The organism is Oscillatoria nigro-viridis PCC 7112, assembly GCF_000317475.1.
Classification (GTDB): Bacteria; Cyanobacteriota; Cyanobacteriia; order Cyanobacteriales; family Microcoleaceae; genus Microcoleus; species Microcoleus nigroviridis.
Genome location: NC_019763.1, coordinates 165,388 through 181,431, shown reverse-complemented (window position 1 = coordinate 181,431; position 16,044 = coordinate 165,388). Strand labels below are relative to the sequence as shown.

Sequence of the window (16,044 nt, the reverse complement as noted above, 5' to 3'; positions counted from 1 at the left end):
AAGTTTCTCAACCAACCAGCGTACTCGTTTACCCTCCGAAACTTATAACAATGCCCAAGCCTTCGTAAGGCTTGGGCAGTTCTTTTGACCAGAATAAGCGATTTTCCAATAAAATCCTAATTTTTTATTAAAGGGGAACAAAACTAGCAAAACAACTTGCAAAGTGAATAAAAAAATAGTATAATCAAATTCTTACAAGCGCCACTTCTATTTGAGCGTACTGTTATGGCGGCAATTAAACCTGTTACCTTCCGAGACCTCATAGATGCGATCGCCACATTGCCAATTATCAACTTTCCTGAGAATATAAGTCAGTTGAGTAGCAATAAAAGCCAATCTAACTGCAATAAAGGACGCGGGCTCCGGCATCCTCGGCGCAGCGCCCCGCAAGTGGCCCATCAAGCGATAAAAGCTTGGAGGCAGACTTGACGAAAGTACACTTTCGTCCAATAATAAGGGATCTTCCATTTTGGAGGGCTGCGCCGTGAAGGTTCAAGGCAACGGGCGTGCTAAGATTTTGACGCCCGCCGAAATATCTAGGCTGTTCGACCGGGGTTTTGTTACAGCAAGGGATAGGCTTTTGTTTGCTGTGACTTTTTATTGTGCCTGTCGTATTTCAGAGGCGTTAGCTTTAACAACTCAGGACATTGTTGGCGGTGTGGTGACGCTGCGGAAAGCGACAACTAAGGGCAAGTCAGCAACGCGAACGCTGCCGCTACATCCCATGTTGGCTAAGTTTTTATTGGCTTACAATCCAGATGCGGGTTTTTTGTTTCCGGGGCGAGAGGGTACGAAGCCTTTGACACGCTCTCAGGCAGACTTGATTTTTAAAGAAGCTTGCAAACGGGTAAGAATTAAGGGAGCTTCCACACATTCGATGAGGCGGACAGCACTCACGAACTTGAGCAATGCTGGGGTACCACTGCGGGTAATTATGGAGATATCAGGTCACAAAAATTTGTCGAGCCTCCAGCGCTATTTAGAAGTGCAGCCGGAACAGCTTGTCAAGGCACTCGGGATTCTGAAGTGAAGCTATCGCGACTTTGGTTCGCCAGATTGTTTCAACAGTTGAAGGGCTCTCCCGTAAGTCTTCTTTGAATTCAGGCGCAAGGCTCGCGATGGCTACCCATTTCTTCCCGGATGTATTTTAGCTAAAACAAAGGCAACTGCTATCCGCGACAATCCTGACTGGTTTGAGCCGCCTGCTCAAGAGTGAGGTGTGAATAAGCTTTCCTGACTCTTGAGTTGTAATTGACGTAATCCCCATAACTCCATAAAAACTATCTTACGGAACCAGTCAAAGGGCAGATAGATATATACTTACTGCTGCAAATGCTAGGAAATGCCCAAATCATTAAAAATGACTCCACCAATCAACAAACCGAAGGTACTTATCAGTGCGACACCAGCAGTAAATACACCGGAATCCTGATTGTCATTACACCCACAAACTGCCAAATATTTACCCCTTAAAAGTTAGATATTTAGGGTAATTTGGGTTGGTAGCGACTACTTACTATATCACTAAAAAAAAGCTCAAAGAATTAAGCTATTTTAGGGCGAAAAGCCCTTGTAAAAATCTAGGGATATTCATTGATAGTCAGAAGATTGAACTGACAAATTTATCAGTACAAGACAGGTTTGGCCTTGTCAAAGAGCGGCAGCCCTGTCACGCGCGCGTGAAGAAGGCTCTCAAACACCTTCCATTTGGTTGACGACGTTAGCGCAGCCGTCCAAGAGGATCGCTCGATCTGATTTTTTTCAACCGCTCACGACAATAAATCTTGTTTCCGATCGATCGCGAACACCTAGGATGACGTAAATACGTCGTTAGCGCAGCCGTCCAAGAGGATCGCACTCAGCCAGCGGGCTGGTCAAAGAGCGGCTATCGCCGCTATTGGGAGTGACCTGCTCATTTAAGTTTCATCCATTCTTAACAATAGCGAACGCATTCACCTAGGAAAGCCTTCATCACGGGCGATCGCCCTCAAAAAAGCCAGTTAGCTGTTAACAATTAGGATTGACTTCTATTTCAGTTAACTGGCTCCCTTTCAATTAACCACACAAAATTCAAAGAGGGATGCTATCTCGCCATGAACGGACACAACTTGAATTTACTGCCAGTACCACTACCGCCCATGCTGCCAGAAATGGTGGGTATCGTTGCTGATTCCCGATACTTCGCCATGTTTTATATGGGCAGCAAAGCTACTTGGACTGATGGTAGAGGGTTAGGGACTTTCAGTTACTATGCCGTGTACGAGCCACTTACTGAACATCCCGCTCTCGCCCTCGATCTGGAACCATACCACCTCGGTTCAGATGATGAATTTCCCACCCATGCAATTGTGTGCGATCGCTTGGAAGGAAAGATGTACGTCGGAGATTACCCAGAAGTAGAGAAATTTCTCAACATCCAGCACCCGCCGCTGCCCACTCTGTCACCAGAAGAAGTTGAACAGCAACGGCAAAGGATTGAGGAAGAACTGGCAAACTTTGACATTTCCACTTTCCAGAAGTTGGGGATGTTTGAGTTGTTGGCAGGGCACAATCAACAACAAAAGCAGGAGCTAGTAGAATTGGGGCATTGGCTTGACCAACAAGTAACTGAAGATTTGCTCCGGCGATATCTCGAAGCTGCTAATAAAGGTAATTGGACAGCGATTTCTGTACTGCAAAAATTTTTGCAACGCATCCATAAAAATTTTTGACAACAGAATCATTACCATTAAACGAACGCAATCTTTACTTGTAACTATGAGAGGAATTGGTATTAGTGCCAATTCCTAGCAACACTAATTAATGACCAAAAACCCTGCCTATTTCCGTAACAAAAATAAAACACAGAATCAAGTAGTAGCCATTGGAGAAAGAGCGCTTGTACAATGCGTTAAAAGCTGGTGTCCTCCCAGTTGGGAATCAAGATTTCCAGGGAAAATCATCCCTTTCTGGATTCCTATACTTCCTGAGCGACCGCACTCTGATGCAGAAATTCTCAAGTTTGAACCGCTCCACTATCACTTTGACTTTCGCTTTTGGCATGACCGACTTATCAACTTATTCTTCACAGATGGGGAAACTGCTGAAGATTGGCAAGCACGAGTTCAATTAGCTTGTGAAGTTATCGAAATAAAACAAGTGGTGCGCTTGTGCTACCGCAATATACCAATCCTTTCAGCCGACTACAACTTCTTGCCACGCTTGGAGGAAGCTTACTCGAACTGCTCCTTGCTGCCTGGTAATATTTGCCCCCACAAAGGTTATAAACTTTTGCCAAATACCAAGCACCCTAATTTAGGAACCTGCCCGGGTCACGGCTTAGCATTTAACTTCAAAACAGGGCAATTATGCCGGAGAAAGGAATTTACACAGCTTCATTTCAGTTGATTGATTTAGGGGAATATCGCGCTGCAATTTCTTTATCAAGAAATTTGCCGGAAAACCTGTCAAAAAAAGTCAGGTGCAATCGATTCACAGCTATGAACTTATGTCAATCTTAAAAGGAAGTCGAGATTTGATTTCGGCGCTGCCGCTAAGAGATTTGAAGGGGATGCCACCTTCAATCGAATTGCCTGCTAATTTTGCCAAAATTCACACGCCGCGCTTTGAGTGCGGCGACATGGTGCGCTGGACGGGTGTTGGCGAAGAAGCTGATTGGGGGATAGTTATTGGCAAATTTTACAACTGCGAACCGCGCCGGTACTGTTGGATGTGGTGCTACATAATTTGGCTGGCTGCTAATTCCAAGAGCGCAGCTTGGTGTCAGTTTGATACGGCGCGGGAGGAAGATTTGGAGGGGTTTGAGGATGAAAAAGCCGCAAACTTTGACAGATAGAGAGCGCAATTTAATTGCAGCTTACAGCCAATGCCAATTGGGAATGACGCCGAAGCAGTTTTATGGCAAGTGGGCGGTGAGTTACGAGGAAATCGCTTTTATTTGTTCCCGTTCTAATTCTACAGTGCGGGGTTGGTTTAAAAAGGGAAAAAATCGAAGATTTCCTACTCCTGTCGATTTGCGTCATCTGGCAGTAATGGACTTTCTGCTGGAACATTTTGAGGAAATTCCAGAGGCACTGGCAACCTTGCTATGTCGGCTTTCTGAAGATAATAGCGTGCATTAGTAGTGGCGCGTCTGCTTGAAATTAGTGCATTGAACAATTGCCCGTGTTTTCTCAAATTGATAAACTTCAAAGCGTTTCACGGAGGCCCAGCACCCGTTATGGATCAAAGAAACTCTTTCTCCCCCTCTCCCCTTCTCCCTTCTCCCCTTCTCCCCTTCTCCCCTGCGAGTTTCTGAGGAGATTTCTAATGCCTCATTTCCAAATAGACGCGCCACTATTGTTTTTGATTTTATACACATCAAGCCTTTTCAGCATCAAAAAATAATTTGAGCTGGTTTCAGCACAAATATAGTCAATTGTCAATATCACCGTGACCTGTCTTTGACAATATTGTTTCAATTAAGGTAATGGCAGGTAATCAAACACAAACACAATTTGTTACTGTTATCAGGAGGTTAAAATGACCTATTTTGAGAAGTTGCACCCGTGGTGCTTAATTCGCTTACTTCCTAATTGCCAGCGTATTGTTGTGGCGCGATTTCGCAAGAGAAACGATGCAGATGAGCATCTGCGGGTTTTGCAACGGTTGGTTAAACATCGCACATTTGTGATTATTTTTGATAGTCAAGAACAGCCAGTTTTGCCTCAAGATTGATGGGCAAAACTTATTTTGAAGTCGAATTAGTCAAAGTACCTGCATTAGATTAATAACTCCGCTTCTCCACAATTTCTCCTAGTTATCAATCCAACTGATAACTGGGAGAGTTTTTGATGGGTGCATAAGTCCTAACTATGGAAAATTTGAGTAGCAGTCAAATCAACAGAACAAATTATACAAGACTTACGCCCCAAGTATTTAAATACACTATTGGTAGCGGTAAGGTGCTTATGGCTCACCCTACATATAGAGGTTATGCGTAAGTCCTGTTAGAGTTATTATTATCGTCTCCATCAATTATAGGACTTACGCATTGTAACGGTGTAACAAGGCTTTGCGATTACTTCGCGACCCTCGTAATGACAGAAATACGTTGTTCTTGCGTAAGTCCTGAATTAATGATTGTGTAAATTTCAGCTAGCGCTGATTAGTGTTTGAAAGATAGTAGAAGAAACCAACCCTATGATTCAAACACTGGTAAAACCGAATTTTCAATTAACTTCTCAACAAAACAACGCCCTCCAACTCCTCGAACAATTTGTAGCAAGTTCTAAACGGGTATTCGGGCTATTTGGATATGCAGGTACGGGAAAATCAACCCTTGTCAACCTGGTAGCAGAACAATTAGTCAGCGCCGGAAAGAGAGTCGCTTTCACCGCTCCCACCAATAAAGCTGTAGGCGTATTGCGACGGATGGCTGCTGAAAAAGGACTGAGAGGAGTAGACTTTATGACCATCCACCAGCTATTGGGGTTAGCTCCAGTCAAACAGGGGCAAAATAAAATCCTCAAACAAGTTTCTCCTTCTTTCCTTCACCTGTACGACACCATTTTTCTCGATGAGTGCAGTATGGTTACAGCAGAACTGTGGAATATCATTCAAGAAAGAATTGCTAGCGCTTTACTCATCGGCAGCAATCGGCAGCTTATTGTTATGGGCGACCCCGCACAATTGCCTCCTGTTAATAAGGGCGAAATAGAAGAGAAAAAATCTCAATCCTTCAGCGTGCCTGAAAAAGCCGTTTTAACAGAGGTCGTCCGGCAAGGTGCGGGCAGCCCCCTGCTAGAATTCGTAACAGCTTGCCGCACGGCTGTCAAGAGCAAAGAGGCGTTCAAACCCTTCTCCAAATTCAGCCTTGATAAAAAAAACGGAGCCTTCTTAGTCAGAGAAAAAACGCTGCTGAAATACGCCTTAAAAAAGTTCTCTTCTACTTTCCCTCAAGACCCTGATTGCTTTCGCATCCTCTGCTACACTAACGAGCGCGTCGCCTACTGGAATAGCAAAATCAGAGCCAAAATCTACGGAAAAAATGCTCCCAGATTTATTATTGGAGAGAGGTTGATTGCTAAAGCTCCCGTTATTGCTCCCGACGGCAAAACCGTCATCCTGCCCACATCAGCAGAAGTGGAAATTGCCGAATTTCAAGAGGATAGGTACTCTGGCTATAAAGCCTGGAATCTCCAGGTTAAAACCGATGCAGGCGACCAACGCCAAATTTACATCCTCCACGAAAGTGACGCTTGCCGATTCCAACAGGACAATGCTAGGTTGCTGCAAAATGCTAAAAGCAATCCGAGCTTATGGAAGGCATGGTACGACCATTGTGAAATCTTTGCAGACATGAGAAATTGTTGGGCAATTACTGTACACAATTCTCAAGGCTCTACTTTCACGGAGGTGGGAATTGATAGCAGTGATATCGGCAGGAAAGTTGCTACTAAATTGCTGTATCTCGCTCAATTTTTCCATAATCAAAAAGCTCAATTTGTCAAAGAATACCGCGATAGTATTCGAGCGCACAATCAGCTTATGTACGTGAGTTGTAGTCGTGCGAAGCAGCGGGTTTTTGTTACTAAGTAAGCCTAGTTTATATTGGCTGAATGGCACTTTTAGAGTTTAAGGGCGATGCCTGCGGACTTCGACGGTTCCGGCTGAGCGCAAACCGTCGAACGCTAGCTACTCCTACTTGCTTGCAGTCTGACCAGACGATCGCCCTTGAAATGTGCTACTTTTTTAATCGTACTCAAGGGCGATTACAGTAATGTTTATATAAAGATAGCATCGGGTACAATAACAATACGGGACTAAAAGCTGAGAAAATTGTTAGGTTGCGATCGCACTCTTTATCTCACCAAAAAAGTTGCACCAACTTAAAACAGTGCCACACAGACGGAAGTAGTGTCAAAGTTTCCCAGAGGATGGTATGAGTTTAACTAGAGCAATTCCAGAACTGGGTCAGTTAGTCAAAGTGCGATCGCGCCAATACGTCGTCACCGAAATACGTCCAACTGCCATACCTGTTAATCCCATGCTACCAGGGTTACAGCAGTTGCAAAACCTGGTGATGCTTTCCTCTGTGGAAGATGATGCTTTGGGAGAAGAATTACAGGTAATCTGGGAATTAGAACCGGGGGCTTTTATTCGCGAACGGATGGAACTACCGCCACCTACAGGTTTTGATGAACCCGCTAAATTAGACGCTTTTTTGGATGCGGTACGCTGGGGGGGCGCTTCAACTGCTGATATTCGTACTATACAATCTCCCTTTCGCAGCGGTATTGATATTGAAGATTATCAGCTTGACCCCGTTGTGCGTGCCATTCAAATGCCCCGTGTTAACTTACTAATTGCTGATGATGTAGGATTAGGGAAAACCATAGAGGCGGGATTAGTCGCGCAGGAGTTGACAATTCGCCATCGTTGCCGCCGTATTTTGATTATCTGCCCTTCAGCGCTACAAATTCAATGGCGTGACCAAATGCGGGATAAATTTGGTTTAGATTTTCGGATTGTGGATAGTAATCTGATGAAGGAGTTACGGCGTTCTCGCGGGATTCATGTTAATCCTTGGCAGCATTTTCCCAGATTGATTACCTCGATCGACTTTATCAAGCGCGATCGCCCCCTGCGTCTTTTTCGCGAACTCCTCCCCGCCGAAGGCGAACCCCTCTATCCCCGCCGTTTTGACTTGCTGATTGTCGATGAAGCGCACAACGTCGCACCATCCGGCGGCGGAAAATATGCAGTTGACTCCCTCCGAACCACTACAATTAGATTATTAGTTCCTCATTTTGAACACAAATTATTTTTAACCGCAACTCCCCATAACGGTTATCCCGAAAGTTTCACCGCTTTATTAGAATTGTTAGACTCCCAAAGATTTGCTAGGGGTGTTTCTCCTGACAAAAACCAACTGCAAGTTGTCATGGTGCGGCGACTGAAACAGGAGATGCAAAACTGGGATGGTTCGCCTTTATTTCCAGTACGGAATTTAGCCCCTATTTTAGTAGATTATCCCGCCGGAGAACGGAGGGCGCACGCAGCTTTAAAACATTACACCGAATTACGCGGTAAAGGTGTGGCTGATAATACAGAAAAGTATGCTACTGAATTTGTTTTAAAACTGTTAAAGAAACGCTTGTTTTCTTCACCAGAAGCTTTTGCGATTACCTTAGCCCAGCACGAAAAATCTCTAACTTCTGCCCGTCGTCGGACTGCTACCACTTTATCACGACCAACTGAGGGAATTTTACGCCGTCAATTAGAGCAAGTTGAAGAAGAATTTGCCGATGATGCGGTTTACGAAGAAGCAACCGATGAGGCAATTACTAATACTAGCAGATTGTTTCGCCCACTTTCGCCAGCAGAACAACAATTATTACAACAAATGCGAGAATGGGCAGAAGATGCCGCCAAACGACCGGATGCCAAAGCTCAAGAGTTATTGAATTGGATTCATACTCAGATCAAACCTAATGGGAAATGGTCAAATCAACGGGTTATTATTTTTACCGAATATCGCGCTACTCAAAAATGGTTGTATAATTTATTAGCAGCCGAAAGATTAATCGAAGGAGACAGATTGATGACTCTTTATGGCGGCATGGTTTCGGAAGATAGGGAAAAAGTCAAAGCAGCTTTTCAAACCGACCCTGATATTTCGCCTGTGCGGATTTTACTCGCAACTGATGCAGCTTCGGAAGGGTTAGATTTACAGAATTATTGTTCTAAGTTGATTCATTATGAAATTCCTTGGAATCCGAATCGGATGGAACAGCGGAATGGCAGAATAGACCGTCACGGACAAAAAGCTCGGGAGGTTTTAGTTTATCATTTTGTCGGCAAAGATTATAAACAAAATTCGGTAACGGGAACTAAACCGGGTGATTTAGAAGGTGATTTAGAATTTTTAATGCGGGCGGCATTAAAAGTTAATAATATCAGAGAAGATTTGGGTAAAGTGGGTATGGTAATTGCCCAGCAAGTAGAAGAAGCAATGTTAGGCTATCGGACTACTTTAGATACTAGCAAATCTGAACGGGAATCGGAACCTGTGCGACGGATGTTAAAGTTTGAGCGCAAAGTGAGAGAACAGATTGATAAATTGCGGGAACAATTAAACGAAACTCGCCAAAATTTGCGGTTGACTCCTGATAATATAGAATCAGTAGTAAAAATTGGGCTAGAGTTAGCAGAACAACCGCCACTGATAGAAACTCAGATAGCAGGTGTAAAGGGAAAAGCTTTTTATTTACCAGCCCTAAAAAGCAGTTGGGCGATGTGTAGCGAAGGGTTAGCCCATCCCCATACCAAGGCGATTCGCCCCATTGTTTTTGACCCGGAATTAGCCCAGGGTAAAGATAATGTGGTGTTAGCACATTTGAATCATCGGTTAGTACAAATGTGTTTGCGCTTGTTGCGGGCTGAGGTGTGGTCTGGGGAGGAAAGAAAATGCTTGCATCGCGTGACGGCGAGGTTAGTTTCTGCTAGTTCGGGGTTGGAAACTCCGGCGGTGGTTGCTTATGGTAGATTGGTGATTTTAGGAACCGACCAACAACGGTTACATGAAGAGGTGATTACGGCGGGGGGAATCTTGAAGGATGGGAAATTTACCCGGTTAAAAGTGATGCAATTGCAAGGGGCGTTAAATGCAGTTTTACCAGACGCAGCGCCAGATAGCGTTCAACAAAAATTAGCAAATTTTTGGCCGAATTATGCCGATGAATTGCTGAAAACTTTGCAGGCGCGGATGAATGATAGAACTGCTAGTTTACAGCGGGATTTGCAGAACAGGGCTGATAAAGAGGTGGCGGATATTACGGCTATTTTAACTGAGTTAAAGCTTAGTATTGAAAAAGAGTTTGTTGAACCGGAGTTTAAGCAATTGGAGTTATTTAATACGGAGGAAAAGGCACAGTTTGAGCGAAATGTCAATAGTTTAAAGTTGAGAATTGAGCAAATTCCTCGCGAGATTGAACAGGAAACGGATCTGATTAGGGCGAGGTTTGCTAATCCAACGCCGCGATTGTTTCCTTTGGCGGTTACTTATTTAGTTCCGCAGAAACTTGTGAGGTAAATTATCATGTTGATTGAGACAATTTATCATCAATTTTTAGGAGTGAGGCAAATGGCGTACAGCGATTTTAAGTTAAATGAAGTAAGTCAACGGTTTGGATTGACGGTGAATGAAGCGTCGGGAATGTTTGCGGATGTACCGGAAGCAGAATGTAGCGATTTACTGGCGACAATTCTCGGTGAAAATGTTGATTTGGCGGTGGCGATTAATACGGAAAAAGCCCGTTCAGAAATGATTATTAGTCCTGTTTTGTTAGAGATTAGGCGCAAATTTAAGGGTCAAATTAGCTTATTTTCGGGGGTGGACTTTACGGTTGATGTCCAACAAGGTTTAAATGGCTTTTGTGATTTTATCATTAGTTCATCGAAAGAACAGTTATTTGTTCGCGCCCCGGTAATTACGCTGGTGGAGACGAAGAATGAAAACTTGAAATCGGGGTTGGCGCAGTGTATTGCGGAAATGGTAGCAGCACAGTTATTTAACGAACAACAAGGAAATCAAATTAAAAGTATTTATGGAGTAATCACTATCGGCACGATTTGGCAATTTTTAAAGTTACAGGATAAAGTAATTTCGATCGATTTAAGCGAATATTATATTAAGGATATCAAGAAAATTTTAGGTATCTTAGTCAGTGCCATTCAACAGCAATAAAAACCCCACTTCCTACTCCCCACTCCCTACTCCCGGTAGTCCTGCATAAGTAATGATGAAACTCGATATAACCCTATCTGTGTAGGGATTGAGGGAGCAAAAATCCTAACTCTTGCACCACTACCCCGACTCCCGACTCCCGACTCCCGACTCCCGACTCCCGACTCCCGACTCCCCATTCCCCATTACCCATCATGTCTACCGCACGTCACCACGCTGAATGGTTATCTCTGGTTGAAGCTTCCGGGCCTTTTTTAAGTTTACCGGTATTGCTGAAAGTGTTTCCCAGTGGGTTAGATGCCCATGACTCGGAACATTTTAAGCTGTTACGGTTAGCCTATGAAGAATGGCAGGATAATCAACTGGGGGCGCGTCCTGAAAAAGCGATTCATCGCGCTTGGGTGGAATTTGTTTTGCGGCAGACTTTGGAATTGCCGGAGGAGGTATTGTTAGAAGGGCAGCGCATTCCGCCTGGGTTGCAAACCACTGTTGCACAACAGGGCGAAACTCTCCGGCCAGATTGGGTAATTGTTAATCCTCAAGAAACACCTAATGCAGGGACACCCCGGCTATTAGTTCAGATTGTACCTGCCCAACAGGATTTAGAGAAACCTTTGGCAGGACAACGCTGGAAAGCAAGTCCCGCGACTCGGATGATGGAATTATTGCACGCTGCTAATGTGCGGTTGGGGTTAGTAACTAATGGCGAACATTGGATGTTAGTCAATGCGCCTAGAGGTGAAACCACGGGTTTTATTTCTTGGTATGGGACGCTGTGGTTGGAAGAACATTTGACGTTGCGGGCGTTTCGCAGTTTGTTGGGGGTGAGGCGGTTTTTTGGGGTGGATGACTCCGAAATCTTGGAAACTTTGCTAACTCAAAGTATTAGTGACCAGCAAGAAGTTACTGACCAATTGGGTTATCAGGTACGGCGGGCGGTGGAGGTGCTAGTACAGGCATTAGACCGCATTGACCAAGATAGAAATCGCACTCTTTTGCAAGATATTTCGGAACCTCAGCTTTACGAAGCGGCGCTGACGGTGATGATGCGTCTGGTGTTTCTGTTTTCAGCGGAGGAACGGAAGTTGATTCCTTCGGCGGGGGGAGAAGCGCTTTATCACGAATATTATGCGGTTTCTACCATTTCCGCTAAGTTACGCAGCGATGCAGATAAGTTTGGCGAAGAGGTGTTGGAACGCCGCAGCGATGCCTGGTGTCGGTTGTTGGCGACGTTTCGCGCTGTGCATGGGGGAATTCGCCACGATTTGCTGGATATTCCGGCCTATGGCGGCAGTTTGTTCGACCCGGACAGATTCCCGTTTTTGGAGGGGCGAGGGCAGGGAAGTCGCTGGCAGGAGATTTCTGCTGAACCTATCCCGGTGAACAATCGGATTGTGTTGCATTTGTTGGAAGCGTTGCAAATTTTGCAAATCCGAGTGGGCGGGACGCTGGAACCGCGCCGACTTTCGTTTCGGGCGCTGGATATTGAGCAAATCGGTCATGTCTATGAAGGCTTGCTCGACCATACGGCAGTCCGGGCAACGTCTCCAGTTTTAGGATTGATTGGGACGCGGGAACGGGAACCAGAGGTGGCGCTTTTGGAGTTGGAGCGGCTGCAAGCCAAGGGCGAGGAGGATTTGGTCAAATTTGTCAAAGAACAGTCGAATAAGTCCCCTGCTGCGCTGCGTAAGGCTCTCTCACAGGAGATTTTGCCAAGGGTGCAGGAGCGGTTGCGGGCGGCTTGCAACAATGATGGGGAATTGTATCAGCGCGTTTTGCCGTTTGCTGGATTGATTCGCCTGGACACGCTGGAGTACCCAATGGTGATTCCAGAGGGCAGTGTCTACGTCACCCAAGGTTCAAATCGTCGGGAAACGGGGACGCATTATACACCGCGCAGTTTAACTGAGCCGATCGTGCAATATACCCTGGAACCGTTGGTTTATGAAGGGGTGGCTGAGGGGAAGCCGAAGGAACAGTGGCGGCTCAAGTCAGCGAAGGAGTTACTGCAACTCAAAGTCTGCGATATGGCGATGGGGAGTGGGGCGTTTTTGGTGCAGACTTGTCGCTATTTGGCGGAACGTTTGGTGGAGGCGTGGGAAGCGGCGGAACGGGAAAATCCGGGTCAGGTAGTGATTGCGCCGGAGGGGACTTTATCTAAGTTTCGTCCTGATGAGTGTCCGATTCCGAAAGATAGTGATGAACGGTTGACGGTGGCGCGGCGGATTGTGGCGGAACGCTGTCTTTATGGTGTTGATAAAAATCCTTTGGCGGCGGAGATGGCGAAGTTATCTTTGTGGTTGATAACTTTGGCAAAGGGGCGACCGTTTACGTTTTTAGATCATGCTTTGAAATGGGGTGATTCGCTGTTGGGGGTGACGGATGCCCAACAAATTGAGTTTTTCCACCTTAATCCGAAAGAGGGAAATCAATTACCGATTATTTCGACGATTTGTAGACCTTTGTTGCAAGAAGCTATTGCTAAACGTCAAGAGTTAGAAGGTTTTTCGGTTAATGATATTCTGGATTTGCAGCGGAAGGATGAGTTATTGAAGGAAGCGGAAACAGCTTTAAATCAGGTGCGGTTTATTGGTGATTTGCTGGTTGGAGAAGCGTTGATGCAAGCGGGTAAAACTGGTAATTTGGTGGCTGAGGATTTGGCGGTTTTATCTCAGCAGGTGGCGGGTGTATTGGTGGAGAAGGGCGAGGAGAGAGAGCGACGAATTAAGGTTTTATATGCTAAGGCGCAAAGAATGTTAGATATTGGGAAACCTGTGGAACAACCGCCTAGAAAAACGTTTCATTGGGCGTTGGAGTTTCCAGAAGTGTTTTTGATTGGAGGCACTGAAGTGCCTACTACGATCGAGGGAAAAAATGTTCGTAGTAAGCACTTTAGTGCTTCAAAGTTGGGGTTTGATGCGTTGGTGGGGAATCCACCATTTCAGGGAGGGCAAAAGATTACTGGTGTACTCGGTACGGATTATCGAGATTTTCTAGTAGAAAGGATTGCAGGTGGAAAAAGAGGAAGTGCTGATTTATGTGCTTACTTTTTCTTGAAAGCGCAACAACTACTTAATTCTAATGGTGGATTTGGTTTAGTTGCCACAAACACGATTGCCCAAGGGGATACCCGTGAAGTAGGTTTAGATCAGTTAGTTGGCAGTGGCTGTGTGATTCCCCGTGCTGTCCCTAGTCGCAAATGGGAAGGAACTGCTAGTTTGGAAGTCGCTCATGTTTGGTTACGGAAAGGAAATTGGCAGGGGAAGTTTATTTTAGATGAAAACCCTGTCGCTGGAATTACATCCTTTCTGATAACACCAGGAAAAGCTGTTGGTAAACCTCATCGTTTAGCAGCTAATCAAGATAAATCTTTTCAAGGCTCGATTGTGCTGGGTATGGGTTTTGTCTTGACTCCAGAAGAAGCCCAAGCACTGATTGAAAAAGACCATTGCAATAAAGATGTTTTATTTCCCTATCTAAATGGTCAGGATTTGAATTCTAACCCCGACCAATCACCGAATCGCTGGGTAATTAACTTTAAGGATTGGGCTTTGGATGCTGAACATGACGATCCAAAAAAGCCCAAAGGCGCACCTTATGCTGCTGATTATCCTGATTGTTTGGCAATTGTAGAAGAGAAGGTTAAGCCTGAAAGGGACAAGAATAACCGTAAAGAAAGGCGCGATAAATGGTGGCAATATGCAGAAAAAGCACCTGCACTCTATGATGCGATCGCAAATATGGAGCGGGTGCTAGTCTTTGCCCAGACAAGTAAGACAAAGTATCCCGCTTTTACCTCAACAGGAATCGTTTTTGACCAAAAAGTCGTTATTATTGCATCTGATGATGATGGTTGCTTTAGTATTCTCTGTTCTCACCTTCACTATTGGTGGGTTTTAGTTCAAGGAAGTTCTCTTAGAACAGATGCAGTCTATACACCTACTGATTGTTTTGAAACCTTTCCCTTCCCGTCACCAACCTCAAACCTAGAAGAAATTGGCGAAAAATATCACACCCACCGCCAAACCATCATGCAAACTCGCCAAGAAGGATTAACCAAAACCTACAACCGCTTCCACAACCCCGACGAAACCGCCGCCGATATTCAACAACTGCGAGAATTGCACCTAGAAATGGATAACGCCGTTGCCGCCGCTTATGGTTGGCAAGACATAGACTTAGGGCATGACTTTCACGAAACCAAACAAGGATTGCGCTACACCATCAGCGAAACCGCACGGCGGGAAGTGCTAGATAGACTCTTGTTGCTGAATCACGAACGCTACGACGAAGAAGAGGCCCAAGGGTTGCACGATAAAGGGAAGAAAAAGGGGAAAAGTGGAGGTAAAAATGCGAAAAAACAGGTATCATCTGAGGGACAGTTAAGCTTATTTTGATTAGCAAATGAAACAAATGTTCGTAGTAGGGACTTCAGTCCCTTTAGCACTAAAGTGCTTACTACGAAATTTATTCTACTTTTAGCCCACTGCATAATCACTCATTTCCCGCATGAAAGGAGGATAGAAACCTAACACAATATCTTGTTTTGGTACACCCAAATTGACTAAATCTGCTGCAATATCATGTTCTGTTGAATTGTAAAAAATCCAGATTTTCTCATTGCGAATATCAAGATGTATTATACAATCATGTACCCAGCGTTTATGCTGCCAACCCAGATGCACAATTTGATAGTGATTTCGCTGTGTATCAAAGATAGTTTCAACTTCAATATCACCATAAGCTGGCTTAATTTCTGCGTAATCCATCAATAATTGCTGTACAATTTGCTGATAGTTGGTTAATTGATCCGTTAGTTTTTCCATTGTGAAATTTGCTCCAGTTCAAGGTCGTAAATAATCAATTTTACGGAATTTTCTTGCAGCATTGATGCTGGAAAATCACGTTGAAAGAAGCTGTTATAGATTAAATCGGGTATGGCTAAATAGAGAATGCGATCGGGTTCTTCACGACGCAATGCAGCCCGATAGTTAATAAACTGCCCCAGTGCTGTATGAAACTCAGAAATTGCCGATGCACTAGCTAAAAAACTTTTGACTTCCACCGCAATTTTCTCATTTCCTCGCTCTGCTGCCAGTAATCGTTCTGCCCCCAAGTCAATTTCCATATCTACACCGCCCACTTTAATTTTAAGTGGATCGTGAGTAACATTCCACCCATCCTTAGTAAGAGCAGTCTTAACAACTTGATGAAAACGATCCTTAGCCACAATAGACGATTTGATATAAAGGTGCAATTTAAAACTATCACATTTAGTGAAAGATGGTGCGTTAAGCGTAGCCGTGACGCACCCT

13 protein-coding genes are annotated in these 16,044 nt (G+C 44.7%); 10 read left to right on the top strand and 3 right to left on the bottom strand.

The genetic code is table 11. The features are described from left to right. Positions 1 to 207: 207 nt before the first annotated feature. A complete protein-coding gene (locus OSC7112_RS40455) occupies positions 208 to 468 on the bottom strand; it encodes a hypothetical protein (RefSeq protein ID WP_190274458.1) in 261 nt (86 codons plus the stop codon). 16 nt (positions 469 to 484) lie between these two features. Here OSC7112_RS40455 and OSC7112_RS31700 point away from each other — a divergent pair, with 16 nt between their 5' ends. From OSC7112_RS31700 to OSC7112_RS31650, 10 genes are all read left to right on the top strand, one after another. Next, complete coding sequence (locus tag OSC7112_RS31700) at positions 485 to 1,030, top strand: tyrosine-type recombinase/integrase (RefSeq protein WP_015211723.1); 546 nt, start codon at positions 485 to 487, stop codon at positions 1,028 to 1,030. Between the two features lie 1,063 nt (positions 1,031 to 2,093). Then, positions 2,094 to 2,711 carry a hypothetical protein gene (locus OSC7112_RS31695; protein ID WP_015211722.1) on the top strand — a complete coding sequence of 206 codons (618 nt, stop codon included), beginning with the start codon at positions 2,094 to 2,096 and terminating at the stop codon, positions 2,709 to 2,711. A 91-nt stretch (positions 2,712 to 2,802) separates the two neighbouring features. Beyond that, a complete protein-coding gene (locus OSC7112_RS31690; protein ID WP_015211721.1) occupies positions 2,803 to 3,387 on the top strand; it encodes a hypothetical protein in 585 nt (194 codons plus the stop codon). A gap of 100 nt (positions 3,388 to 3,487) precedes the next feature. Next, the gene (locus tag OSC7112_RS31685; protein ID WP_150111728.1) at positions 3,488 to 3,835 is read left to right on the top strand and encodes a hypothetical protein; all 348 of its coding nucleotides are present in this window, start codon (positions 3,488 to 3,490) and stop codon (positions 3,833 to 3,835) included. Then, positions 3,807 to 4,121 carry a hypothetical protein gene (locus OSC7112_RS31680; RefSeq protein ID WP_015211720.1) on the top strand — a complete coding sequence of 105 codons (315 nt, stop codon included), beginning with the start codon at positions 3,807 to 3,809 and terminating at the stop codon, positions 4,119 to 4,121. The genes OSC7112_RS31685 and OSC7112_RS31680 overlap by 29 nt, the downstream gene beginning before the upstream one ends. Positions 4,122 to 4,521: 400 nt before the next feature. Then, the gene (locus OSC7112_RS31670) at positions 4,522 to 4,716 is read left to right on the top strand and encodes a hypothetical protein (protein ID WP_015211718.1); all 195 of its coding nucleotides are present in this window, start codon (positions 4,522 to 4,524) and stop codon (positions 4,714 to 4,716) included. Positions 4,717 to 5,181: 465 nt separating this feature from the next. After that, entirely contained in the window at positions 5,182 to 6,579 is a 1,398-nt protein-coding gene (locus tag OSC7112_RS31665; RefSeq protein ID WP_015211717.1) for an ATP-dependent DNA helicase, read from the top strand. A gap of 343 nt (positions 6,580 to 6,922) precedes the next feature. Next, a complete protein-coding gene (gene drmD, locus OSC7112_RS31660; RefSeq protein ID WP_015211716.1) occupies positions 6,923 to 10,075 on the top strand; it encodes a DISARM system SNF2-like helicase DrmD in 3,153 nt (1,050 codons plus the stop codon). 51 nt (positions 10,076 to 10,126) lie between these two features. After that, positions 10,127 to 10,729: a hypothetical protein gene (locus OSC7112_RS31655; protein WP_041623850.1), complete on the top strand. Its 603-nt coding sequence runs from the start codon at positions 10,127 to 10,129 to the stop codon at positions 10,727 to 10,729. Positions 10,730 to 10,923: 194 nt separating this feature from the next. Continuing rightward, positions 10,924 to 15,126 (top strand): Eco57I restriction-modification methylase domain-containing protein, encoded by a 4,203-nt coding sequence (locus tag OSC7112_RS31650; protein ID WP_015211714.1) that lies wholly within the window; start codon positions 10,924 to 10,926, stop codon positions 15,124 to 15,126. Positions 15,127 to 15,207: 81 nt separating this feature from the next. Here OSC7112_RS31650 and OSC7112_RS31645 read toward each other — a convergent pair whose 3' ends face one another. Together OSC7112_RS31645 and OSC7112_RS31640 are read right to left on the bottom strand one after the other, a co-directional pair. Then, the gene (locus OSC7112_RS31645) at positions 15,208 to 15,555 is read right to left on the bottom strand and encodes a XisI protein (protein WP_015211713.1); all 348 of its coding nucleotides are present in this window, start codon (positions 15,553 to 15,555) and stop codon (positions 15,208 to 15,210) included. Beyond that, entirely contained in the window at positions 15,543 to 15,959 is a 417-nt protein-coding gene (locus OSC7112_RS31640) for an element excision factor XisH family protein (protein ID WP_015211712.1), read from the bottom strand. Before OSC7112_RS31640 ends, OSC7112_RS31645 begins: the two co-directional genes overlap by 13 nt. Positions 15,960 to 16,044 lie beyond the last annotated feature (85 nt).